Genomic DNA, 23,960 nt, shown 5'->3' with positions numbered 1-23,960 from the left:
ACCGTCAAGCTCAAGGACGGCGCCAGCATCCAGGGTGGCGCGGTCGCCAATACCGGCACGCTGAAGATCGCCGGCGCCGCGACGCTGCTCAACGACGTCGTGACCAACACCGGAACGGTGACGGTCGATGGCGGCCAGACGCTGAAACTGTCAGGCACGGAGATCTCGGGCGGGGCCGTCAACGGCGCCGGCACCATCGACGTCATCGGCGCCAGCAAGATCGACGGCGGCGCCACGCTGAGCACGGCCACAGTTAGCGCCGATGCCAAGCTGACGCTGGACGGCATCACAGTGTCGGGCTCGACTATCACGAACAATGCCGGCATCGAGCTCGACAACACCGTCAAGCTCAAGGACGGCGCCAGCATCCAGGGTGGCGCGGTCGCCAATACCGGCACGCTGAAGATCGCCGGCGCTGCGACGCTGCTCAACGACGTCGTGACCAATACCGGCACGGTGACGGTCGACGCCGGCCAGACGCTGACACTGTCGGGCACGGAGATTTCGGGTGGAACCGTCAACGGCGCCGGCACAATCGACGTCACCGGCGCCAGCAAGATCGATCAATCAGCGACGCTGAGCGCGACTGCCGTGACGGTTGAGAGCGGCGTCATCCTAACGCTGGATGACGTGACTGTTGCGGGCACCGCAATCGCAAATCATGGCACGGTCAAGGTCGATGCAAGCAGCAAGCTGACATTGAACGGTGCGAGCCTGACCGGCGGCACGCTCAATGTTTCGGGCACGCTGAATTCGACCGGCGCAACTTCGATTACCGACGCCAACATCTCGAACGACTATCTGATCGAGGCAACCCTCGGCGCGTTGACGCTGTTGGCGACGACCTCCGCAACCTCGATCGCGAATGGCGGCATCCTCCGGGCCAATGGCGCCGAGCTCGACATCAACGGCGAAGTCATCGCAAACACCGGCACGCTGGCGGCGATCGATCATGGAACGCTGAAGCTGATCGGGATGACGGTGACCAATATCGGCAGCGGTAGTGTCTCGGTCGAGTCCAACTCGACACTCGATCTCCAGGGCGCCACCATCGACGGCGGTACGGTGACGATTGCCGGGACCTTGAAATCGACCGGCACGAGCGCGGTCAACAACGCCGACATCACCAACACCGGCACGATCACGGTCACCAGCGGCACGCTGACGATCGATCCCGCCACGCTTCATGCCATCACCAATCATAATCTCATTCAGGCGAACGGCGGCGTGCTCGACGTTTCCGGTGAGGATATCGCCAACACCGCGGCTCTTGAGGCGGTCAACCACGGCACGCTGAAGCTGGCAAATCTCACCGTCAGCAACACCAGTGCCGGGTCGATCACGGTCGACGGCACCTCGAAGCTCTTTCTGACCGACGTCTCGATCAACGGTGGCAGCCTGAGCAATGCCGGCAATCTCTACAGCGCTGGCGTCGATACGGTCACGGGCAGCGTCACCAATACCGGTATTATCGAGGTCCAGAGCGGCACGCTCGACCTTGCGGGCGGCATCGCCGGTTCAGGCCAGGTGATCGTCGATGTCGGCGCGACGCTGGAGTTTTCGGGCGCGACCGGTTCGATCCACATCGTCAATTCCGGCTCGATCGTGGGCGCCGGTAGCAATGCGGCGATCCACGTCCAGCAGGACACGACTGGTTCGGTGATCGACAATTCGGGCACCATCGGGCCGGCCGCCGCCTCGAGCGTGACCTCCGCGACCGATGCGATTGTCGAGATCGGTGGCAGCATCACGATCAACAACACCGGCCACATCAACGGCAATATCTCGGTCGCCACCGCGACCTTCAACAACGAGTCCGGCGGCACCTGGACGGTCGCCGGCACGAGCGTGTTCGGCAATGCGTCGACGATCCTCAATGACGGTGTCATCGATCTCCTCAACGGCGCCTCGATCTCCCTGAGTGGGCCCGGCCTCGTCAATCACAACCACATCGACAGCTGGGGCACGGCGTCGATCTCGGGCACCATCAGCAATACCGGCAGCATCGAGGTCCATGATGGCGAGCTGTCGCTGTTCGGCTCGCTGACCGGCACGGGCTCGGTCACCGTCGATGCCGGTGCGCTGCTGAAGCTGGAGGGTACGGTCGCGCAGACGATCAACCTTGCGGGCAACGGCGCCGCGCTTGAGATCGATACGGATACGTTCGGCGGCTCGATCGCGGAGCTTTCCGCGAACGACACGATCGACCTTTCGATGATCAAATACGGGCTCGGCACCAGCGCGGTCTATGTCGCCAATTCCAATCCTGCGACCGGCGGCGTGCTGACGGTAACCGATGCGGACGGCAATCACATCAGCCTGGACCTGGCCGGCGCCGACTACAGCAATGCCCATTTCGCCGGGAGTGACGTCGGCACCGGCCACACGCTGATCACGATGACCGATGACCACGCGCCGGCCTTCACCGCCGGCGGCGTGCTGGCGGGGGGCGTGTCCGAGCAGGCGGATGCCACCGGCGACTTCGCCACGTCCGATACGTCAACGCCCGCGACCGGCGCGATCGACTTCACCGACATCGACCTGACCGACCTTCCGACGGCACAGATCACCGGCCGAGCCGTGACCTCGCTTGGCGCCGATCACATCACCAATCTCACCTGTTCGCTAACGCCCGACGATATCGCGGCGCTCAAGAGCGGACTGACGCTTTTGCCGCAGGCTGGGCTGAACAATGGCACCGTCACCTGGAGCTATTCGATCGCCGACGGAGCGCTGGACTTCCTCGCCAAGGACCAGACCGCGAAGGTCGTTTCCACCATCACGATCACGGACGATTACGGCGAGACCGCCACAACCGACGTCACGATCACGGTCACCGGCAGGAACGACGCACCGACCCTGGCCGCGGTCACCACGGATCCGCTCGTCGATACGGCGATCGCCGACAGCTTCTCGGACATCACGGGAACGTTGGTCGGAAGCGACGCCGACCATGGCGAGACGGCGGGGCTGACCTATGCCGTTCTGAACGCGGATAGTCACGGGACGACGGCTGGCCTGTACGGCTCGCTGACGGTCAACGAAAACGGCACCTACACCTACGTTCCCGACGCGGCTTCGATCAACGCGCTTTCGGAAGGCAATCATATCGATACGTTCACGGTGCAGACCACGGACGCGCAAGGCGCCGTCGGCACGGCGACGTTCGAGGTGAACGTAACAGGCGCCAACGACGCGCCGGTGATCACGGCCGCAAGCGGCGACAGCGCCGTCGCCACCGTGAGCGAGACCGATGCGGGGCTGGACAAGACCGGCACGCTGACGCTGTCCGATCTCGACACCGCCGATCACGTCAGCGTCGCGCGCAATGACCATGTCGACGTTTATCTCCAGGGCGATCTAAAGGCGGACGGGTTCGAAGGGTTGTGGGCCTCGGACCTGCTGAACTATTTCACCGTGCCCTCTGGCGAAATCCTGAATGGCACGGCCAACCACGCCCAGTTCACGTGGGAATTCAATTCGGGCAGCCATGCCTTCGACTTCCTCGCGGCCGGCCAGACACTCTCGCTGCAATACACGATCGTGCCGAGCGACGGGCACACGGCGACCGGCACCGGCAACGGCGTCGTCACCATTAACATAAACGGCACCAACGACGCGCCGACGCTCGACAGCACGACGCTGGCCTCGGTTACGGGCAACGAGAGCAATCCGGGCGGAGCTACGATCGTCAGCCTGTTCACGGACAAATTCCACGACGTCGACACCGGTGCAAGCTTCACCGCGGTCGCGGTGACGTCGGACACGGCCTCTGCTGCGCAGGGCATCTGGCAGTACGAGCTCCACGGCACCGATCAATGGGTCGACATCGGTTTGGTCAGCGACACGAGCGCACTGGTGCTGAGCACGGATACGCTGATCAGGTTCGTGCCAGCCGATGGCTTCACCGGGACGCCGGATGCGTTGGGCGTGCATGCCCTCGACGACACCTATACCGGTGCAATCACCGATTCTTCGTCGCCCGCGATTATCGATCTTACGGCGACGGGCACCGGCGGAACGACGCCTGTCTCGCACGACCTCACCACTATCGATACGGAAGTGACGGCGCCACCCGCCTACGGTCCTGTCATCAACACCGATCACTTCCAGGTCTCGCACAGCAACGAGCTGAACACCGACTCCATCACCCGTCTCTCAGTCGTCGACACCGATTCCGGTGCCGCGACGGACGACTTCAAGATGACCGCAGTAACCGGGCATGATCCAGATAGCAGCGTCGATCCGGGGACGGCTTGCGGCAACCTCGACGATATCAACTCGGCCCTCGCCGATGGCGTGACCTACAGTCCAGGAGCCTCCCCGCCCGACACCGACCAGATCACGCTGACGGTGACAGACAAGACCACGGGCCTGTTCGACACCGTCCACTTCATCTTCAACGAGGCCGGCGACACCAGCCAGGGCGTCAGCCTGCAAGGCACCAGCGGCAAGGACGTCATCTTCGGCACCGATACGAACGACACGCTGACCGGCGGCGACTCCAAGGATCAGTTCGTGTTCGCACCGGGCGTGCTGTACGACGATAACGGGCAACCCCTCACCGACTTCTCGCACACCATCACGGACTTCACCGAGGGCCTCGACAAGATCGACCTGCGGCAGTTCTCGAGTGTCAGCTCCACCAACAATCTCACCATCGTCCAGCAGCAGGACTCCGACGACACGCTGGTCACCTGGCAGCAGCAGGTAAATCCCCTGGAGGGCGCGCCGATCACCGAGCATGAGGCTCTGTTGCTCAAGAACGTGATCGCAGCCAGTCTCAAGGGTAGCGATTTCATCTTCCATATCACCTGATCGCGGCCGGGCCTGCCTGCTGTCGGCCCGCAGCTCGACCGCGGCAAAAATTCCATAGTCCTCCGCATTCAGGAATGGCCAATCGCGGGCCGGCGCGCCATGATCGGCGCGCACGGTATGATGCGAGGCAGGAAGTCCTACTGAAATGAAACGTCTCAAGATCCTGCGGCGGTGGTTTGCGCGCAAGTTGGGGTTTGCGCGGCTGATGTGCCTTGCGCTGCTGGTCGTATTTGCCGGCGCTCGCCTCTGGGATCCGCCGCCGATCCAGGAACTGCGGCTGCGCACCTTCGACATGTTTCAGCTGATCGATCCGCGTCACAAGACGGCGCGGCCGGTCACCATCGTCGACATCGACGACAAGAGCCTCGCCAAGCTCGGCCAGTGGCCGTGGCCACGGACGCGGATCGCCGACCTGATCCAGAATCTCACCAGTCACGGCGCGGTCGCGATCGGCTTCGACATCGTGTTCTCGGAGGCCGACCGGCTCAATCCGGATCTGGTCGCGAGCCAGATGCGCTACCTGGACGACGCCACCCGCGCCAAGTTGCGCGAGCTGCCGAGCAACGACCAGATACTCTCCGAAGCGATCAAGCGCTCGCGCGTGATCTTGGGCGAGACCGGGCAGCGGGCGATTTCGTCCGAGGTCGACAAGTCGCTGCCCTTTACTGGCGTCGCAACGGTCGGCGAAGAGGGTGCTGAGCGCTTCCTGTTCGAGTTTCCCGGGCTGTTGCGCAACGTGCCCGAGATCGAGAAGGTCGCGGCCGGCCGCGGTCTGTTCTCGATCAAGACCGAGCGCGACGGCCTGATCCGGCGCGTGCCGATGATCATGCGCGCCCAAGGCATGGTCATGCCCTCGCTCAGCCTCGAGATTTTGCGCGTCGTCACGGGCACGCCAACGCTGCTGGTTCGGACCGACAAGACCGGCGTGCGGGCCGTGCGTCTCAAGGGCGTGGAGATCCCAACCGACAGGAACGGTCAGCTCTGGGTGCATTATGCGCGGCAGGATCCCTCGATCTACGTCTCGGCGGCCGACGTGCTCGACAACACCGTTGCGCCGAACAAGATCGCCGGCAAGCTGGTGCTGGTCGGCACCTCCGCGGTCGGGCTCAACGACATCAAGACCACGCCGGTGTCCTCGACCATGCCCGGCGTCGAGATCCACGCCCAGGTGCTGGAGAGTGTGCTGAGCGGCGCGGTGATCTCCCAGCCGAATTATGCGCTCGGCGTCGAGCTGCTCGCCGCGCTCGTCATCGGCTTGCTCGTCATCATCTTCACGCCGAACCTCGGACCGGTCCGCCTCGTGCTTGCCGGCGCGACCTTCGCCGCGATCCTGATCGGAGTGTCCTGGTTCTTCTATGCGCAGCACCGCTATCTCATCGACTTCACTTATCCTCTGCTCTCGACCACGGCGATCTATTTGACGCTGATCTTTGCCAGCTTCGTGCGCGAGCAGCGGCAGCGCGTGCAGATCCGCGGCATGTTCGCGCAATACATGTCGCCGGTGCTGGTCGAGCAGCTCGCGCAGTCGCCGGAAAAGCTGGTGCTCGGCGGCGAGGAGCGCGAGATGACGATCATGTTCTCCGACGTGCGCGGCTTCACCACCATATCGGAAACCTACAAGCACGATCCGCAGGGCCTGATCGCGCTGATGAACCGCTTCCTGACCCCGCTGACCGACGTGATCATCGATCAGAAGGGCTATATCGACAAATATATGGGCGACGCCATCATGGCGTTCTGGAACGCGCCGCTCGACGATGCCGAGCACGAGGTCAACGCCTGTGAAGCGGCGATCCAGATGTTGGAGAAGATCGACGCGGTGAACAAGGACCGCGAGCAGGAAGCCATTGATGGCGGCCACGTCTACATCCCGCTCAATGTCGGTATCGGTCTCAACACCGGCATCGGCGTCGTCGGCAACATGGGCTCCGACCTGAAGAAGAACTATTCGGTGCTCGGCGACAGCGTGAACCTGGCCTCGCGCCTGGAAGGCCAGTCGAAGGAGTACGGCTTTCCCATTATCGTCGGCTCGAGAACCGCCCTCGCCGCCAAGGACAAGTTCGCGATCCTCGAACTCGACTTCATCATGGTCAAGGGCAAGACCGAGCCGGAAGTGATCTACGCCATCGCCGGCCGCGCGGACGTGATGCATTCAGGCGCCTTCCAGCGGCTGCGCAACGTCACCATCGAAATGCTCGCCTGCTATCGCAGCCGTGACTGGCAGGGCGCGCTGGACGCGATCGAACGCGGGCGCAGGAGCGAGGATGCCGACACGCTGGAAAAGCTGTTCAACCTATATGAAGTGCGCATCAAGGAATTCCAGGTCAATCCGCCGCCGGAGGGTTGGACCGGGGCCTATGCGCTGCTGACGAAGTGAGGGGGCGTTTGCTAATGGCCAAACCCTCCGTGTCGTCCCGGCGCAGGCCGGGACCCATACTCCGCAGCAGAAGTTGTTACGCCAGATCGGAGTTGGCTGTCGTCGCCGAACTCAACTCGGTGGTTATGGGTCCCGGCCCCCCGTGCGCAATTGCGCACTAGACCGAACGACAGCGGTGTTCGAACTCGCAGGCCGTCGCCTCAATAAGAGGTGTCGTCCTGGCTTTCGCCAGGACGACGGTGGTGTTTGCGGAAGTTGAGTGCCGGCCTCGGCCCTCACTCCGCCCCGATCGTCGTGAGATCCTGGAACCAGTGTTGCGCCTGCACGAACTGCTTGACCTTGGGCGACAGCGCGTGCGGATTGGTGTCGTGCACCACCCACACCAGCGTGGCGTCGTCGACGATCAGCGCGTGCGCCTGCGCCAGCAGCTCGTCCTGCTTGGTGCTGTTGAAGGTCTGCTTGGCCTCGTCGATCAGCGCGTCGACCTTCGGGTTCTTGTAGCCACCCCAGTTGACGCCGACCGGCGCGATCTGGCTCGAATGGAAGAAGCGGACGATGGCGTAGAGCGGATCGGAGGTGACATAGGCGATGTTGTTGGCGGTGATGCCGGCGTTCATCTCGTCGGCCGCACCCTTGCGCCAGTGCGTATAGAGTGTCTCGAGCTCGACGACCTTGAAATCGATATCGATGCCGATCTCCTTGAAGCTCTGCTGCAAAAATTCGTTCATCGGCAGCGACAGCATCTGGCCGGTGCCGCCCTGTGCGATGATGAAGGTCGCCTTCAGCGGCTTCGCCTTGGAGTAACCGGCTTCCTCGACCAGCTTCTTCGCCGCGGCGACATCGTATTTCAGCTCGAAGCTCGGCTTGCCGAACCAGGGGCTCGACGGATCGACCTGGCCCTTGGCGGGTTTTGCAAGCCCATTCATCAGTCCAACGACTGCCTCACGATCGATCGCGAGGTTCAGCGCCTTGCGCAGGCGGATGTCGGTCCAGGGCGAACCCGGCAGCACGCTCAGATGATAATTCCAGACATGCGGCGTGACGTTGTCGACGAGTTTCATGCCGGCGGCCTTGAGCTGCGGCACGGCATCCGGCGCCGGCGTCTCGATCAGATCGACTTGCCCGGCGAGCAGCGCATTTGTGCGCGTCAGCGCTTCCGGCATAGGCACCAGCACGAGCTTGTCGACCTTGGGAATGCGCTTCTTGTTCCAGTAATCCGGGTTCTTGGTGAGCTCGGCGAGCTCGCGCGGCACCAGCTTTGTCAATTTGAACGGGCCGGTCCCCGAGGGCTGACTGGCGAACTTGTCCCAATCCTTGCCGAGCTTTTCGTACTGCGTCGGGCTCGACACCAGGAACCACAACATCTGATAGGGAAAGAAGGAATCGACCGTCTTGGTGGTGATCTCCACCGTAGAGTCGTCGATCTTGGCGTAGCTCGCGACCGAAGGCAGGCGGGTCTTGACCTGGGCGCTCTGGCGCTTGTCGAATTGTGGCGCCTTGTCGTTGAGCACCTTGTCCAGATTCCAGATCACGGCATCAGCGTTGAACTCGCTGCCGTCGTGAAACTTCACGCCCTTGCGCAGAGTGAAGCGCCATTTGGTCTTGTTCTCGTCATCGACTTTCCACTCGGTGGCCAGTCCCGGCACCAGCTTTCCCGGCCGGTCGGCGACGTCCATCTCCCACGCCACGAGCGGATCGTAGATGGTGTAGGCCGTGAACTGGTAGGCGCCGGCGCCGCGATCGGGCTGGCCGGTGGTCAGCGGGATGTCCGCCATCGAGATGCCGTAGCGCAGCACCGTTTCGGCGCCCGCCGGAATCGCGGACAGCGCCAGTGCAAGCACGGCGAAACAGGTCGATAGTCGGATACGCATAGGCCAAAGCTCCAGGGAAGACTTCCGGGACAATCGAAGCCAAACCTGCAATCTTGATGCCAGAATAGGCACCGAGGTGCTTTCGCCGACGCGTCATCACAAGGACTTGTCGTCGCAGGGGCAATTTTCAGAAAAAGTTTCCCCATTGGCATAGCCATTGCATACGTTTGCATCAAAATTAGTCATCGAAGCCGGAAAAAGGATTGAGGCAATGCTGATCAATAAAAACAAGACCCGCGCGGCGCTGATCGCGTTGCTGGCGCTCGGCAGCGCGGCTGCGTGGCCGCGCGTCGCAAGTGCCGACACCGTGCTGCGCATCGCCATGACTGCTGCCGATATTCCGCGCACGCTGGGTCAGCCCGATCAGGGTTTTGAAGGCAACCGCTTCACCGGCCTCACCATGTACGACGCGCTCACCGGCTGGGATCTGTCCTCGGCCGACAAGGCGAGCGTGGTGATCCCCGGCCTTGCCACCGAGTGGAAGGTCGACGATGCCGACAAGACAAAATGGACTTTCAAGCTGCGGCCGGGTGTCACCTTCCATGACGGTTCGCCGTTCAACGCAGACGCCGTGGTGTGGAATGTCGAGAAGGTGCTGAAGCAGGACGCGCCGCAATTCGACGCCAGCCAGGTCGGCGTCACGGCCTCGCGCATGCCGACGCTGGCATCCGCGAAGAAGATCGACGACATGACCGTCGAGCTCACCACCAAGGAGCCCGACAGCTTCCTGCCGATCAACCTCACCAATCTCTTCATGGCGAGCCCGGCGAAGTGGCAGGCCTTCTACGACAAGGCGGAAGGTGCTGACGCCAAGGCGAAGTCGCAGGCCGCATGGACCGCGTTCGCCAAGGACTCTTCGGGCACCGGCCCGTGGAAGATGGCGGGCTTCACCCCGCGCGAACGGCTCGAGCTCATCAAGAATGCGAGCTACTGGAATAAGGACCGCGTGCCCAAGGTCGACAAGATGGTGCTCTTGCCGATGCCGGAAGCAAATGCGCGCACCGCGGCGCTGCTTTCCGGGCAGGTTGATTGGGTCGAAGCCCCGGCGCCGGACGCGTTGCCCGAATTGAAGCAGCGTGGCTTCAAGCTCTACGCCAACGAGCAGCCGCATGTCTGGCCGTGGCAGTTCTCGCGCGTCGAGGGCTCGCCCTGGAACGACATCCGCGTCCGCAAGGCCGCGAACCTCTGCGTCGATCGCGAGGGCCTCAAGGACGGCCTGCTCGCGGGGCTGATGGTGCCGGCGACCGGCACCTTCGAGCCTGGACACCCCTGGCGCGGAAAGCCGACCTTCGAGATCAAGTACGACAAGGCTGCTGCGCAGAAGCTGATGCAGGAAGCCGGATTCGGACCGAACAAGAAGCTGACGGTGAAGACCCAGACCTCGGCCTCCGGCTCGGGCCAGATGCAGCCGCTGCCGATGAACGAATATCTCCAGCAGGCACTCGCCGAATGCTATTTCGACGTGCAGCTCGACGTCATCGAGTGGAATACGCTGTTCACCAATTGGCGCCGCGGCGCCAAGGATCCCAGCGCGAACGGTTCAAACTCAACCAACGTCACCTATGCGGCGATGGATCCGTTCTTCGCGCTGGTGCGCTTCCTGCAATCGGGCATGGCCCCGCCGGTCTCGAACAATTGGGGTTTCATCAACAACCCCAAGTTCGACGAGCTGGTGAAGAAGGCGCGGCAGACCTTCGATCCAGCCGCGCGTGACGCCGCGCTCGCCGAACTGCACGCGGCCTCCGTCGACGACGCGGCCTTCCTCTACGTCGCCCACGATGTCGGCCCCCGCGCCATCAGCCCGAAGGTGACAGGCGTGGTGCAGCCAAAGAGCTGGTTCATCGACTTCTCGCTGGTGTCGATGCAGTAGTTCGCGCGCATACGCAGTGCACCCTCTCCCCTTGCGGGAGAGGGTGGCTTCGCAAAGCGAAGCCGGGTGAGGGGTTTCTCTCCGCGAGTGACCATCTCTCATTAGGAATAGCTGTACTCGCGGAAACAACCCCTCATCCGCGCTTCGCGCCACCTTCTCCCGCAAGGGGAGAAGGAAGAAAGAACTGCAGTGCTCGCCTATATCGCCAGACGCATCGTCTACGTCGTCCCGATCGTCATCAGCGTCGCGCTGGTGTGCTTTCTGCTCGTGCACATCACGCCGGGCGATCCGCTCGTCGCCGTGCTGCCGGCCGATGCCTCGCAGGAGCTCGCCGCGCAGCTCCGTACCGCCTACGGTTTCGACCGCCCGCTGCCGGTGCAGTTCGGGCTTTGGCTGCTCCGTGCGCTTCATGGCGATCTCGGCAATTCCATTGCGACCGGGCGCCCGGTGCTGGCCGAGGTCATGCGCGCGGTCAGCAACACCGTCACGCTGGCGATTGCGGCGGCCATCATCGGCTTCACCATGGGCGTCCTGCTCGGCCTGATCGCCGGCTATTTCCGCGAGACCTGGATCGACAAGCTGGCGACGTCCTTTGCCATCGCCGGCGTTTCGGTGCCGCATTACTGGCTTGGCATGGTGCTCGTCATCATCTTCTCGGTCCAGCTGAACTGGTTGCCCGCCGTCGGCGCCGGACCCGGCGGCTCGGCCGCCTGGGCCTGGGACTGGGCGCATTTGCAATACCTCGTGCTGCCGGCGATCACGACCTCGGTGATCCCGATGGGCATCGTCACCCGCACGGTGCGCGCGCTGACCGGCGACATTCTCAGCCAGGATTTCGTCGAGGCGCTGCGTGCAAAAGGCCTGCATGAGCGCGGCGTATTCCGCCACGTCATCAAGAACGCCGCGCCCACCGCGCTCGCAGTGATGGGACTTCAGCTCGGTTACATGCTCGGCGGCTCGATCCTGATCGAGACCGTGTTCTCCTGGCCGGGCTCGGGCTTTCTGCTCAATTCGGCGATCTTCCAGCGCGACCTGCCGCTGCTCCAGGGCACGATCCTGATCCTGGCGCTGTTCTTCGTCTTCCTCAATCTGCTGGTCGACATCGCGCAAGCCGCGATCGACCCACGCATCAAGCGGGGCTAGCGATGAGCGAGCTTCCGTTGTCTGTCACCAGCGATGCCGCGCTTCAGTCCGCGCCTGCGAGCAAGGCGCGCGGCTATTGGGCGACCGTCGGCCGCCGTATCCGGCGCGACAAGGTCAGCATGGTCTGCGCGCTGGTGCTGCTGCTGATCTTCCTGTCCGCGATCGTTGCGCCGTGGCTCGGTCTGGAAGATCCCTACAAGGGCTCGATGATCCGCCGCCTTCGGCACATTGGCACAACCGGCTACCCGCTCGGCACCGACGAGCTTGGCCGCGACATGCTGGCGCGACTGATCTATGGCGGCCGGCTGTCGCTCCTCATCGGCATCTTGCCTGTGATCCTCGCCTTTTGCATCGGCACCTCGCTCGGCCTCGTTGCCGGCTATGTCGGCGGCAAGCTCAACACCGCGATCATGCGTACGATCGACGTGTTCTACGCCTTTCCGTCCGTGTTGCTGGCGATCGCGATCTCCGGCGCGCTGGGCGCGGGCATCCTCAATTCCATCGTGTCGTTGACCGTCGTGTTCGTGCCGCAGATCACCCGCGTCGCCGAAAGCGTCACGACAGGCGTGCGCAACATGGACTTCGTCGACGCCGCGCGTGCCTCCGGTGCCGGTCCATTCACCATCATGCGCGTGCATATCCTCGGCAATGTGCTCGGTTCGATCTTCGTCTATGCCACCAGCCTGATCTCGGTCTCGATGATCCTTGCGGCGGGCCTGTCCTTCCTCGGCCTCGGTACCAAGCCGCCTGAGCCGGAATGGGGTTTGATGCTGAACACCTTGCGCACCGCGATCTACGTCAACCCCTGGGTCGCGGCATTGCCCGGTGCAATGATCTTCGCGGTCTCGATCTGCTTCAACCTGCTCTCGGACGGCCTGCGCAGCGCCATGGACATCAGGAACTAGCCATGAGCGAAACCAACGTCTCCGTCGCGATGCTGGAACCGGTCGAGGACCGCGGCGGCGTCGCGCAGCCGCTGCTCCAGGTCAACGGCCTGACCAAGCATTTCCCGGTTCGTGGCGGCCTGTTCGCCGCAAAGCGCACCGTGCGTGCGGTTGATAATGTCTCGTTCACCGTCGCCAAGGGCGAGACCGTCGGCATCGTCGGCGAGTCCGGTTGCGGCAAGTCGACCACCGCACGGCTGCTCATGCATCTGATGCCGCGCGATACCGGCGACATCATCTATGACGGCATGAGCGTCGGCCAGTCGCTCTCCTTGCGCGAGCTGCGCCGCGGCATGCAGATGGTGTTCCAGGATTCCTACGCCTCGCTCAATCCGCGCCTGACCATCGAGGAATCGATCGCCTTCGGCCCGAAGGTGCACGGCATGGCCGACGGCGCCGCACGCGCGCTGGCGCGCGAGCTGCTAGGCAAGGTGGGCCTGGTTCCTGCAAATTTCGCCAACCGCTACCCCCATGAGATCTCGGGGGGCCAGCGCCAGCGCGTCAACATCGCGCGTGCGCTGGCGCTGTCGCCGCGTCTGGTGATTCTCGATGAAGCGGTCTCCGCGCTCGACAAATCGGTCGAGGCGCAGGTGCTCAATTTGCTTGCCGATCTCAAGAGCGAGTTCGGGCTGACCTATCTCTTCATCAGCCATGATCTCAACGTCGTGCGCTACATCAGCGATCGTGTGCTGGTGATGTATCTCGGCGAGGTGGTCGAGCTCGGCCCGGTCGACCAGGTCTGGGACCAGCCGGCACATCCCTATACACGCGCACTTCTTGCTGCGATGCCGTCCTCGGATCCGGACCGCCGCACCGAGACGCCGCCGATCACGGGCGATCCGCCCAATCCGATCGATCCACCTTCGGGCTGCCGCTTCCACACCCGTTGCCCGTTTGCGGAGCCGCTCTGCGCAAATGCGACACCAAAACTCACCGCGCTCGATAGAATGGGCCACGAGGCCGCGTGCTACATGGCGATCCCGGGTTCAGGCCATAGCCGCGCGCCGAAGGAGGAAACCGCATGACGAGACCGACGACAAAAGAGATCAAGGCGACGGCACAGGTCGCCGGTGTTCCCGTTGACGACGAGATTGCGACGCGCATCTCCAACTCCATCGGACCGGCCTTCGAGGGCTTTGCCGCCATTGCCGGCACGTTGCCGTTCGATCTCGAGCCCGCGCTCTATCCGATCGCGCAGACTGCGAAGCTCTCGAAATGAGCACCGAGCCCGAATTGATGACGCTTACCGAGGTTGCGCGCGCGATCGCGATGAAGCAGGTGTCCTCGCACGAGGTGACGCGTGCGCTGCTGCATCGTATCGCGCAGTGGCAGCCGCATCTCAACGCCTTCATGTCGATTGAGGCAGAGGCGGCGCTGAAGGCCGCCGATGCTGCCGACGCAGAACTCGCCAAGGGCGAAGTCCGCGGTCCGCTGCACGGCGTGCCGCTCGCGCACAAGGACATGTACTACGACGCCGGCCACGTCGCGACCTGCGGCTCGCTGATCCGCCGCGATTTCGTTCCGACCGTCACCTCCACCGCCTTGCAGCGGCTGAAGGACGCTGGCCAGGTTCGGCTCGGCACGTTGCATCTCGCCGAATTCGCCTATGGCCCGACCGGCCATAACGCCCATTACGGCCCGGTTCGCAATCCCTGGAACGTGGCGCACATCACCGGCGGCTCGTCGTCGGGCTCGGGCTCGGCGGTCGCGGCGCGACTGACCTATGCCGCGCTCGGCTCCGACACCGGCGGCTCGATCCGCATGCCCGCGCATTTCTGCGGCGTGACGGGATTGAAGACCACCGTTGGCCGGGTCAGCCGCGCCGGCGCGATGCCGCTGTCGCAGTCGCTCGACACGGTCGGGCCGCTCGCCCGCACCGCCGAGGATTGCGCGCTGCTGCTGGCGCTGATGGCCGGCCCTGATCCCGAGGATTCGACCACGAGCCGTGAGCCGCTGTCCGACTATGTCGGCGCGACCAAGGGCTCGCTGAAGGGCCTCAAGATCGGCGTCCCCTCGTCCTTCTATGTCGACGATCTCGACGGCGAGGTCGCGCGCGTGCTGGACGAGACCATCGCGGTGCTCAAGCGTGAGGGCGCCGACATCGTCACGGTCGAGCTGCCCGACCAGCGGCAATTGTCCTCGGCAAGCCAGCTCGTGCTTGCAGCCGAAGCCGCCGCCTTCCACAAGCGCTGGATGATCGAGCGGCCGCAGGATTACGGCCCACAGGTGTTGATGCGGCTTCAGAACGGGCTCGCGGTCCCCGCCATCACCTACCTCGAGGCGATGCGCTGGCGCGGACCTGCGCTCGCCGCGCACAACGCTGCGACATCAGGTGTCGACGCGATTATCGCGCCGGCGTCCCCGGTGCCGGCGCCGACGATCGAGGAGAGCGACGTCGGCGGCGGGCCGAACGCGCCGGCGCTGTTGCAGCGGCTGACGCTGTTCACCCGCCCGGTGAATTATCTCGGCCTGCCGTCGCTCACGGTGCCCTCGGGCTTCACCAAGAGCGGACTTCCGATCGGCATGCAGTTGATCGGCCGCTCGTTCGATGAGGCGACCTTGCTCACCATCGGTGCCGCATTCCAGCGGGCCACCGACTACCACGACAGGCTGCCGAAGCTTCCGTCATGACAAAGCTCGTCGAGATCTCAGGCCTCAACATCCGCTTCACCGGCGAGCGCACGGTCTATGCCGTGAACGATCTCAGCCTCTCGCTCGGCGACGGCGAGGTGCTGGGCCTGCTCGGCGAGTCCGGCTCGGGCAAGAGCGTGACCTTGCGTGCGCTGATGCGGCTGTTGCCGAAGAAGCGCACGCAGATCACGGGCAAGGTCAACGTCATGGGCCGCGACGTGCTGGCCATGAACGACGAGCAGCTGTCGTCGTTCCGCGGCCAGACGGTGTCGATGATCTTTCAGGAGCCTGCGCTTGCGCTCGATCCGGTCTACACCATCGGGACGCAGATCGCCGAAAGCGTCGTGCGTCACGAAGGCAAGTCTTACGCGGAGGGCAGAGCGCGCGCACTCGAAATGCTCGAGGTCGTGCGCATTCCTTCCGCAAAACGGCGGCTCGATGCCTATCCGCATGAGATGTCCGGCGGCATGCGTCAGCGCGCGATGATCGCGCTGGCGCTCGCGTGCCGGCCCAAGATATTGCTCGCGGACGAGCCGACCACGGCGCTCGATGCCACCGTGCAGATCCAGATCCTGCTGCTGTTGCGCGAGCTGCAGCGCGAGTTCGGCATGTCCGTCATCTTCGTCACCCACGACATCGGCGTCGCCATCGAGATCTGCGACCGGGTCGCGGTGATGTATGCCGGTCAGATCGTGGAGCAGGGCACGCTTCGCGACATCGTCCGCTCGCCGGTGCATCCCTATGCCAAGGGCCTGCTCGCCTCGACCGTCCACGGGGCCAAGCGGGGACAGCGGCTCGAGACCATCCCCGGCGCCCCGCCGTCGCTTGGCGAGAGGCCGCACAACTGCTCCTTTGCGCCCCGCTGCGCCGTAGCCCAGCCGCGCTGTCTGGAGCAACTGCCAGGGAATGTGGAGGTCGGGCCGGGCCGGGCGGCACGCTGCGTGCTGGCGGAGCCGGTCACCGCGCTGTCGTGATATTTGGACCGCAGCGGGGAACGGGGGAACAGCATTCAGACCTCGTTCATCCAAGTTCCGCTTCCATGGAACCGTTCACGCAGAGGGACCTCACTTATGTACATTTCCAATGAAGGTTTGCTTGTCATCCTGTTCGTCGGCCTCGTCGCTGGTTGGCTGGCCGGCAAGGTGGTGCGCGGAACCGGGTTCGGCATCATCGGCGACATCGTGGTCGGCATCGCCGGCGCGCTGGTGGCGAGCTTCCTGTTTCCGAAGCTCGGCATTCGCATCGGCACCGGGCTGATATCCGAGATCGTCTATTCCGCGATCGGCGCGGTCATTCTGCTGCTGGTGGTACGGCTGGTCCGCGGCGGCGGCCGGTTTTAATGGCGCCCGAGTTCGATTGATCGAACTTTTGACCTCTCCCCGCCCGGGGAGAGGTGACATGTCTGCAAGAAAAAGCCGCAAGATCGTGAGATTCCGGACTTGCGTGCAAGGCCGGTCGGGGGTGATGTGGGCCATAGGGGGTCCCGGGTATTCGACTGCGTTGGGCGATGAGCGCAAACGCGATGTTAATCCGGGTCAATTACTCCTGAATTTGCCTTTGAAATCAGGGGCTTTGGCCCCTACCCGAAAGAGATCAGACTGATGGCAGCCGTTCCCGGCGTCCGCCGCTCAGAGCTCGGTGATGCGCTGCGCGCCTGTCGCACGGCCTTTGTCGGCGTCGGCTTGATGAGCTGCATGATCAACCTGCTCTATCTGACAGGGTCGATCTTCATGCTGGAGGTCTACGACCGGGTGCTGCCGAGCCGCAGCATTCCAACCCTGGTCGGCCTGATCGTCCTCGCCAGTTTCCTCTACATGGCGCAGGGCGTGCTGGACATGATCCGCAACCGGATATTGGGCCGGGTCGGCACCGCGCTGGACGAAGCCTTGAACAAGCGGGTGTTCGACACCATCGTGCGCCTGCCGCTGCTGGTCGGCAGCCGCAACGAGGGGCTTCAGCCGCTGCGCGATCTCGACAATGTCCGCTCCTTCCTCGGCGGCATGGGCCCGAGCGCGTTCTTCGACCTGCCTTGGCTGCCGCTCTATCTCGCCATCTGCTTCGCCTTCCACGTCATGATCGGCGTCACCGCGCTGGTCGGCGCGGTCATCCTGGTCGGGTTGACGCTGGTCACCGAGTTCATGTCCCGCCAGCCGGCGCGCGAGGCGATGGGGCTTGCCGCCCAGCGCAACGATCTCGCCCAGGCCAGCCGCCGCAATGCCGAAGTCATGGTGTCGATGGGCATGGCGGGGCGGATGAACGCGCGCTGGAGCGAGGCCAACGAAAAATATCTCGACGGCAACCAGCGTGCGAGCGACGTCGCCGGCGGTCTCGGCGCGGTCGCAAAGGTGTTGCGCATGATGTTGCAATCGGCCGTGCTCGCGGTCGGCGCCTATCTCGTCATCCACCAGGAGGCGACCGCCGGCATCATCATCGCCGGCTCGATTCTCTCGGCACGTGCGCTCGCGCCGGTCGACCTCGCGATCGCGCATTGGAAATCCTTTGTCGCGGCACGTCAGAGCTGGCACCGCCTGACCCGCCTACTGGAGCAGATGCCGGCGCAGACGATGCCGACCCAGTTGCAGGCGCCCACCAGCCGCCTCTCGGTCGAAGGCATCGCCATGGTGCCCCCGGGCGACCAGCGCCTCATCGTGCAGGACGTCACCTTTGCGCTCGAAGCCGGCAACGGCCTTGGCGTGATCGGACCGAGCGGCTCCGGCAAGTCGTCGCTGATTCGTGCGCTGGTCGGCGTCTGGCAACCGGTCCGCGGCAAGGTGCGGCTCGACGGCGCGGCGCTCGACCAATGGTCGTCGGACATGCTCGGGCGCCATATCGGCTATCTGCCGCAGGACGTCGAATTGTTCGGCGGCACCATCGCGCAGAACATCAGCCGTTTCGACCCCGAGGCCACCTCTGACGGCATCATCGCGGCCGCCAAGGAAGCCGGCGTGCACGAGATGATCATCAAGATGCGCGAGGGCTACAACACGCAGGTCGGCGAGCAGGGCACGGCGCTCTCCGCGGGCCAGGCGCAGCGGGTGGCGCTGGCGCGCGCGCTCTATGGCAACCCGTTCCTGATCGTGCTCGACGAGCCCAATTCCAATCTCGATACCGAAGGCGACGAAGCGCTGACCCGCGCCATCCGCGCGTCGCGCGAGCGCGGCGCGATCGTCATCGTGGTGGCGCACCGCCCGATCGGCGTCGAAGCGGTCGACCAGATCCTGGTGCTGCGCGACGGTCGCATGCAGGCCTTCGGGCCGAAGGAACAGGTGCTCGCCCAAGTGCTTCAGCCGCGGGTGACGCCGCCGGCCCCGATCAAGATCGTCAGCGAAGGCGGAGCCAAGGCATGAGCACGATGGCGCTCGGCGGCGCGAAGCCTGCCGCGAAGCGGACCGTACGGCAGTCGATCCGGTTCCACCTCATGCTCGGGCTTGGGATCGTGCTGGTCCTCCTGGTCGGCCTCGGCGGCTGGGGGTCGACCGTGCAGATCTCGGGCGCGCTGATCGCGCCGGGTCAGATTGTGGTCGAATCCAACGTCAAGAAGGTGCAGCATCCGACCGGCGGCGTCGTCGGCGAGTTGCGTGCGCGCGATGGCGACCTGGTCAAGGCCGGCGACATCGTGGTGCGGCTCGACGACACCGTCACCAAGGCCAACCTTGCCATCGTCACCAAGAATCTCGACGCGGCGCAGGCGCGTGCGGCACGGCTCCAGGCCGAGCAGCGCGGTATCGACAGGATCGACTACCCGCAAGCGCTGCTCGATCGCGGCAACGATCCCGACGTCAAGGCGCTGCTCTCCGCCGAAACCAAGCTGTTCGACGTCCGCGTCAACGGACGCGCCGGCCAGAAGGCGCAGCTGCGCGAGCGCATCCAGCAGCTCAACGAGGAGATCGAGGGCCTCTCCGCGCAGGAGCGGGCCAAGGACAGAGAAATCTCGCTGGTGCAGCAGGAGCTCGTCGGTGTCCGCGATCTCTATGACAAGCACCTGGTGCAGATCTCCCGCCTGACCACGCTCGAACGCGATACCGCCCGCCTCAACGGCGAGCGCGCGCAATACATCGCCTCGCGCGCGCAGGCCAGGGGCAAGATCACCGAGACTGAGCTCCAGATCATCCAGGTCGACAAGGACATGGTCAGCGAGGTCTCCAAGGATCTGCGCGAGACCAACGACAAGATCGGCGAAATGATCGAGCGCAAGGTCGCCGCCGAGGACCAGCTTCGCCGCGTCGACATCCGCGCGCCGCAGGACGGCATGGTGCTGCAATCGACCGTGCATACCGTTGGTGGCGTCATCACCGCTGGCGACGCCCTCATGCTGATCGTGCCGCAGGCCGACGATCTCCAGGTCGAGGCCAAGGTCAATCCGGTCGATATCGACAAGCTCCAGATCGGCCAGAAGACGCTGCTGCGCCTGTCCGCCTTCAACCAGCGCACCACGCCGGAGCTCAACGGCGTCGTCAGCCGCGTCTCGCCCGACGTCACCACCGATCAGCGCACCGGCCAGAGCTACTACACCATCCGCGTCTCGCTGTCCGCAGAAGAGGTCGCCAAGCTCGGTGACTCCAGGCTGATCCCCGGCATGCCGGCGGAAGCCTTCGTCCAGACCGGCGACCGCACCATGCTGTCCTATCTGATGAAGCCGCTGCACGACCAGTTCATGCGCGCGTTCCGGGAGAAGTGACGCGCGAAAGCGCGTCCTCGCCTCTTTCGTCATTGCGACCGTAGCGAAGCAATCCAGGTTGCCTCCGCGGCGAGATTTCTGGATTGCTTCGCTACGCTCGCAATGACGGGGGCTTCTTTCTTGCTTTAGTTTTCTTGCTATAGTTCGATTCAGCCCCAGCAACCCGGCGTCGAACAATGCAATCCATCCAATCCCCACCCTCGGTCGCCACCGAATCCTTCTCCAACGCCGGCCTCGCCGTCGCCCGCCTCGAAGAGATCTACGAGCGCAACACGAAGTTCCTGCGTGACCGGTTCGAAGCTTACGTCAACGGCGAGGCAATCACGACGCGGGTGCGGGCCTTCTATCCCTTCGTCCGTGTCACCACCGCGACGCATGCTCGGCTGGATTCGCGTCTCGCCTACGGCTTCGTCGCGCGGCCCGGTGTGCACGAGACCAGCGTCACGCGTCCGGATCTGTTCCGGACCTATCTGACCGAGCAGATCGGGCTGTTGATCCAGAACCACGGCGTCCCGGTCGAAATCGGCCAGTCCAGCGAACCGATCCCGGTTCATTTCGCCTATCGCCGCGACATCAACATCGAAGCCGCCATCACCACCAGCGAGAATTCGCCGGTGACGCGGTCGCTGCGCGATGCGTTCGACGTGCCTGATCTGGCCACCATGGACGACGCCATCGCCGACGGCACTTTCGAGCTTCAGCCCGGCGCGCCCGAACCGCTGTCTCTGTTTCGGGCGGCTCGTGTCGATTACTCGCTGCGCCGGCTCTACCATTACACAGGCACGGACCCCGAATATTTCCAGAACTTCGTGATTTTCACCAACTACCAGTTTTACGTCGACGCCTTCGCGCAGCTCTGCCAGCAGCGGCTTCAGGCTGGCGAGGCCGGCCTCGACGCCTTCGTTGCTCCAGGCAACGTGATCACGCGCAGCGGCGGCGCGACGACAGGCGTTGCGCCCGCGCGCGCGCCGCAGATGCCAGCCTTCCATCTGGTCGCGCCCGGCTATCGCGGCATCACCCTGATCAACATCGGCACCGGTCCGTCCAACGCGCGCAACGTCACCGACCATGTTGCCGTGCTGCGACCCCATGCATGGCTGATGCTCGGCCATTGCGCGGGCCTGCGCAACACGCAGCGGCTCGGCGACTACGTGCTCGCCCATGGCTACGTGCGCGAGGATCATGTGCTCGATCGTGAGTTGCCGCTGTGGGTGCCGATCCCGGCGCTCGCGGAGATGCAGGTCGCGCTCGAGGAGGCGGTCGAGGACGTCACCGGGCTCGAAGGGTTCGAGCTCAAGCGCCTGATGCGGACCGGCACCGTCGCGAGCGTCGACAACCGTAATTGGGAGATCAGCGGGCGCGATGTCATTCGTCGCTTGTCGCATTCGCGCGCGGTTGCGCTCGACATGGAATCGGCCGCGATTGCCGCCAACGGCTACCGCTTTCGCGTCCCCTACGGCACGCTGCTGTGCGTCTCGGACAAGCCTCTGCACGGAGAGATCAAGCTCGCAGGCATGGCCAGTGAATTCTACCGCCGCCGTGTCGGCCAGCATCTCGAGATCGGCTTGAAGGCGCTGGAACGGCTCAAGCAGCAGGAATCCGAGCGGCTGCATTCGCGAAAGCTCCGCAGTTTTGCCGAAGTTGCGTTCCAGTAGGCGAAGGCTTGCCTTTGCTGCTGACAAGCAGCGGGATTTTCGGCATTTTCGGCGCGGGGGTCGACCGGGACGACTTGATGCCACTCATGCGCGACAGGATCATTGGCCATGATCTCGAACGGCTTGCCTTTCGCTTCACAATGCTGAATGACGGCGAGGTCGTGCAGTGCCAGATCAGCGACGCCGCGATGGACGAGCTTGCGGGTATGCAGGGCACCGAAAGCAGCGCGCGGCAGGCTCAGTTCCTGTCGCTGCGCGAGACCATCGAGCGGCTCGCCTCAGACCTCTACGACGAGGCGCCGAGGGTCAGGGGTCATGTGGTGCGGATCTTTACGCGACATTTGCAGCGGTAATTCCGCTCCAGGCTCCGTCGACATGCCCAGAGCAGTTCGTCAGTTGGTCAAGATCCAGTCTTGCTGGGCTTACCTTCCCGCTGGCGGCCTTTCGATGATCGTCAATTCCTCTAAAGCATTCGCTAACCAAGCAACCGTTTCGCGGCAATCTTAAGACCTGCGAAACCAGACGTTATACGACTATGAATTGATGGCTCGTAGAGGTTAGGTCACGAAAATGGGGCCTCACGAGTGCTCGCGTGACAAAAGAGATTGTTGGAAACGACGCGATCCGCGGGCATGACGTCAACCCGGGCAAGACGCTGCCAAAGAGTTGGCGGCTTGCAATTGCCGTAACGATCGGATGCGGACTCCTGGGCCTTGCGCTCCGCTACGTCGCCCGGAAGCACGCGACCGACGACGCCATTCAGCATCTGATTCCCTGGTATGTCTTTGCTCGCGATCACGGAGTCGCCGGGCTGGCCGAAGCCTTTACCAACTACACGCCGTTCTACAGCTACCTCCTGCTGATTGCCGCCCGATTTGATTGGCTAGGCGAGCCACTTTCCCTCGTGAAAGCGATCTCGGTAGTATTCGAATTGGGCTGCGCGATCGCCGTGGCCCAGATCGTCTGGAGAGCGACAAGGCTGCCATTGCGCGCCTCCCTGGCCTTCTGCGCTGTTTGGCTTGCACCGACGGTGATCTTCAACGGCGCAATGTGGGCGGAGAGTGATTCGATCTGGACCTTCTTCACGCTGGTTTCCGTCGCGCTGTTCATGCGGGATCGAAACGGCGTTGCGTCATTTGCGATGGCCTTTTCGATGAAGGCTCAGGGCGTGTTCCTGGGACCCTTCGTGCTCGGCATGATTCTGCGCCGCAGGATCCACCCGGCATGGCTCGCCACCGTTCCTGGGATCTATGTGGTTCTCGCCATTCCGGCTCTCGTCGCCGGCAGATCCTTGGCCTCCGTGCTCGCGGTCTATCTGGACCAGGCTCACACCTTCAATCGCCTCACCATGAACGCGGCCAACATCTGGGTGTTGGCCGGGGGAATGCCGTACACGATCGGGGTCGCCGTCGGCATGGTGCTCGCGGCTGCGAGCGGGCTCGCCTTGTCGATCTTCATCGCGCGCTCTCAACGGACGGGGCCGGAGTTTATTCTCCTCGCAGCATGTGTATCGCTGATGCTCATGCCGTACCTGCTCCCTAAGATGCACGAGCGGTATTTCTACGCCTTCGAACTTGCGTCGATCGCGCTGGCCTGCCTCAATCCGCGCTATGTGGCCTTCGCGGTGATTGCTCAGGTCAGCGGCGTGCTTTCCTATCTCGCGTTCGAAAGCGGAATCGTCTTGGGCGTGCTGCCGGCGGCACTCTGCAACAGCCTTCTCGTGTACTACCTCGTGCTTGATCTTTGGCACGGCGAGCGTGGATTTCGCTTTCCGAGGCTTGCCTGGCTCGGCTTCAGCGCGTCAACCGCGGGATTGCTCGCTTATCTGGTCATCCAAGGGCCCGGTTTGAACATATCGCCCGTGTACCTGCTCACCACGGGTCTCGTCACAGCTGCGGCGCTGCTGCTCCTGAAAGAGTCGCGTTGCGACCTGGCCGGCCCGGACCAGTTGCCTCGATCCTGAGCGTCCCGCT

16 protein-coding genes are annotated in these 23,960 nt (G+C 63.9%); 15 read left to right on the top strand and 1 reads right to left on the bottom strand.

Annotated features, from left to right (window positions below):
- Window positions 1–4,818: beta strand repeat-containing protein (locus AC0L27_RS09295; RefSeq protein ID WP_473318687.1), on the top strand; the 4,818-nt coding region annotated here is incomplete at its 5' end.
- A 145-nt stretch (window positions 4,819–4,963) separates the two neighbouring features.
- On the top strand, window positions 4,964–7,195 hold the full coding sequence (locus AC0L27_RS09290) for a CHASE2 domain-containing protein (RefSeq protein ID WP_354207684.1): 2,232 nt from the start codon (window positions 4,964–4,966) through the stop codon (window positions 7,193–7,195).
- A gap of 275 nt (window positions 7,196–7,470) precedes the next feature.
- On the opposite strand, the gene AC0L27_RS09285 is transcribed toward AC0L27_RS09290, so the two are convergent.
- A complete protein-coding gene (locus AC0L27_RS09285; RefSeq protein WP_354060916.1) occupies window positions 7,471–9,066 on the bottom strand; it encodes an ABC transporter substrate-binding protein in 1,596 nt (531 codons plus the stop codon).
- A gap of 211 nt (window positions 9,067–9,277) precedes the next feature.
- On the opposite strand from AC0L27_RS09285, the gene AC0L27_RS09280 reads away from it, so the two are divergent.
- From AC0L27_RS09280 to AC0L27_RS09220, 13 genes are all read left to right on the top strand, one after another.
- Window positions 9,278–10,936 carry an ABC transporter substrate-binding protein gene (locus tag AC0L27_RS09280; RefSeq protein WP_354207688.1) on the top strand — a complete coding sequence of 553 codons (1,659 nt, stop codon included), beginning with the start codon at window positions 9,278–9,280 and terminating at the stop codon, window positions 10,934–10,936.
- 189 nt (window positions 10,937–11,125) lie between these two features.
- Window positions 11,126–12,079 carry an ABC transporter permease gene (locus AC0L27_RS09275; RefSeq protein ID WP_247362906.1) on the top strand — a complete coding sequence of 318 codons (954 nt, stop codon included), beginning with the start codon at window positions 11,126–11,128 and terminating at the stop codon, window positions 12,077–12,079.
- A gap of 2 nt (window positions 12,080–12,081) precedes the next feature.
- A complete protein-coding gene (locus AC0L27_RS09270; RefSeq protein WP_275170787.1) occupies window positions 12,082–12,984 on the top strand; it encodes an ABC transporter permease in 903 nt (300 codons plus the stop codon).
- Between the two features lie 2 nt (window positions 12,985–12,986).
- Complete coding sequence (locus AC0L27_RS09265; RefSeq protein ID WP_354207691.1) at window positions 12,987–14,048, top strand: ABC transporter ATP-binding protein; 1,062 nt, start codon at window positions 12,987–12,989, stop codon at window positions 14,046–14,048.
- Entirely contained in the window at window positions 14,045–14,242 is a 198-nt protein-coding gene (locus AC0L27_RS09260) for a hypothetical protein (protein WP_106941722.1), read from the top strand. Before AC0L27_RS09265 ends, AC0L27_RS09260 begins: the two co-directional genes overlap by 4 nt.
- Window positions 14,239–15,654 (top strand): amidase, encoded by a 1,416-nt coding sequence (locus AC0L27_RS09255; RefSeq protein WP_354207693.1) that lies wholly within the window; start codon window positions 14,239–14,241, stop codon window positions 15,652–15,654. The genes AC0L27_RS09260 and AC0L27_RS09255 overlap by 4 nt, the downstream gene beginning before the upstream one ends.
- The gene (locus AC0L27_RS09250) at window positions 15,651–16,628 is read left to right on the top strand and encodes an ABC transporter ATP-binding protein (protein WP_275170795.1); all 978 of its coding nucleotides are present in this window, start codon (window positions 15,651–15,653) and stop codon (window positions 16,626–16,628) included. The genes AC0L27_RS09255 and AC0L27_RS09250 overlap by 4 nt, the downstream gene beginning before the upstream one ends.
- Window positions 16,629–16,724: 96 nt before the next feature.
- The gene (locus AC0L27_RS09245; RefSeq protein ID WP_275170797.1) at window positions 16,725–16,994 is read left to right on the top strand and encodes a GlsB/YeaQ/YmgE family stress response membrane protein; all 270 of its coding nucleotides are present in this window, start codon (window positions 16,725–16,727) and stop codon (window positions 16,992–16,994) included.
- A 261-nt stretch (window positions 16,995–17,255) separates the two neighbouring features.
- Complete coding sequence (locus tag AC0L27_RS09240; protein ID WP_354207696.1) at window positions 17,256–19,001, top strand: type I secretion system permease/ATPase; 1,746 nt, start codon at window positions 17,256–17,258, stop codon at window positions 18,999–19,001.
- Window positions 18,998–20,332 (top strand): HlyD family type I secretion periplasmic adaptor subunit, encoded by a 1,335-nt coding sequence (locus tag AC0L27_RS09235; RefSeq protein WP_354207698.1) that lies wholly within the window; start codon window positions 18,998–19,000, stop codon window positions 20,330–20,332. The genes AC0L27_RS09240 and AC0L27_RS09235 overlap by 4 nt, the downstream gene beginning before the upstream one ends.
- Before the next feature lie 176 nt (window positions 20,333–20,508).
- The gene (locus tag AC0L27_RS09230; RefSeq protein WP_354207700.1) at window positions 20,509–21,987 is read left to right on the top strand and encodes an AMP nucleosidase; all 1,479 of its coding nucleotides are present in this window, start codon (window positions 20,509–20,511) and stop codon (window positions 21,985–21,987) included.
- A gap of 77 nt (window positions 21,988–22,064) precedes the next feature.
- On the top strand, window positions 22,065–22,340 hold the full coding sequence (locus tag AC0L27_RS09225; RefSeq protein WP_026233404.1) for a DUF1488 family protein: 276 nt from the start codon (window positions 22,065–22,067) through the stop codon (window positions 22,338–22,340).
- 239 nt (window positions 22,341–22,579) lie between these two features.
- Complete coding sequence (locus AC0L27_RS09220; protein WP_354207702.1) at window positions 22,580–23,950, top strand: hypothetical protein; 1,371 nt, start codon at window positions 22,580–22,582, stop codon at window positions 23,948–23,950.
- Window positions 23,951–23,960 lie beyond the last annotated feature (10 nt).

The organism is Bradyrhizobium sp. Ken51, assembly GCF_055807435.1.
Note: the sequence above shows the minus strand (reverse complement) of the source record. Positions and strands in the feature narration are given on the sequence as shown.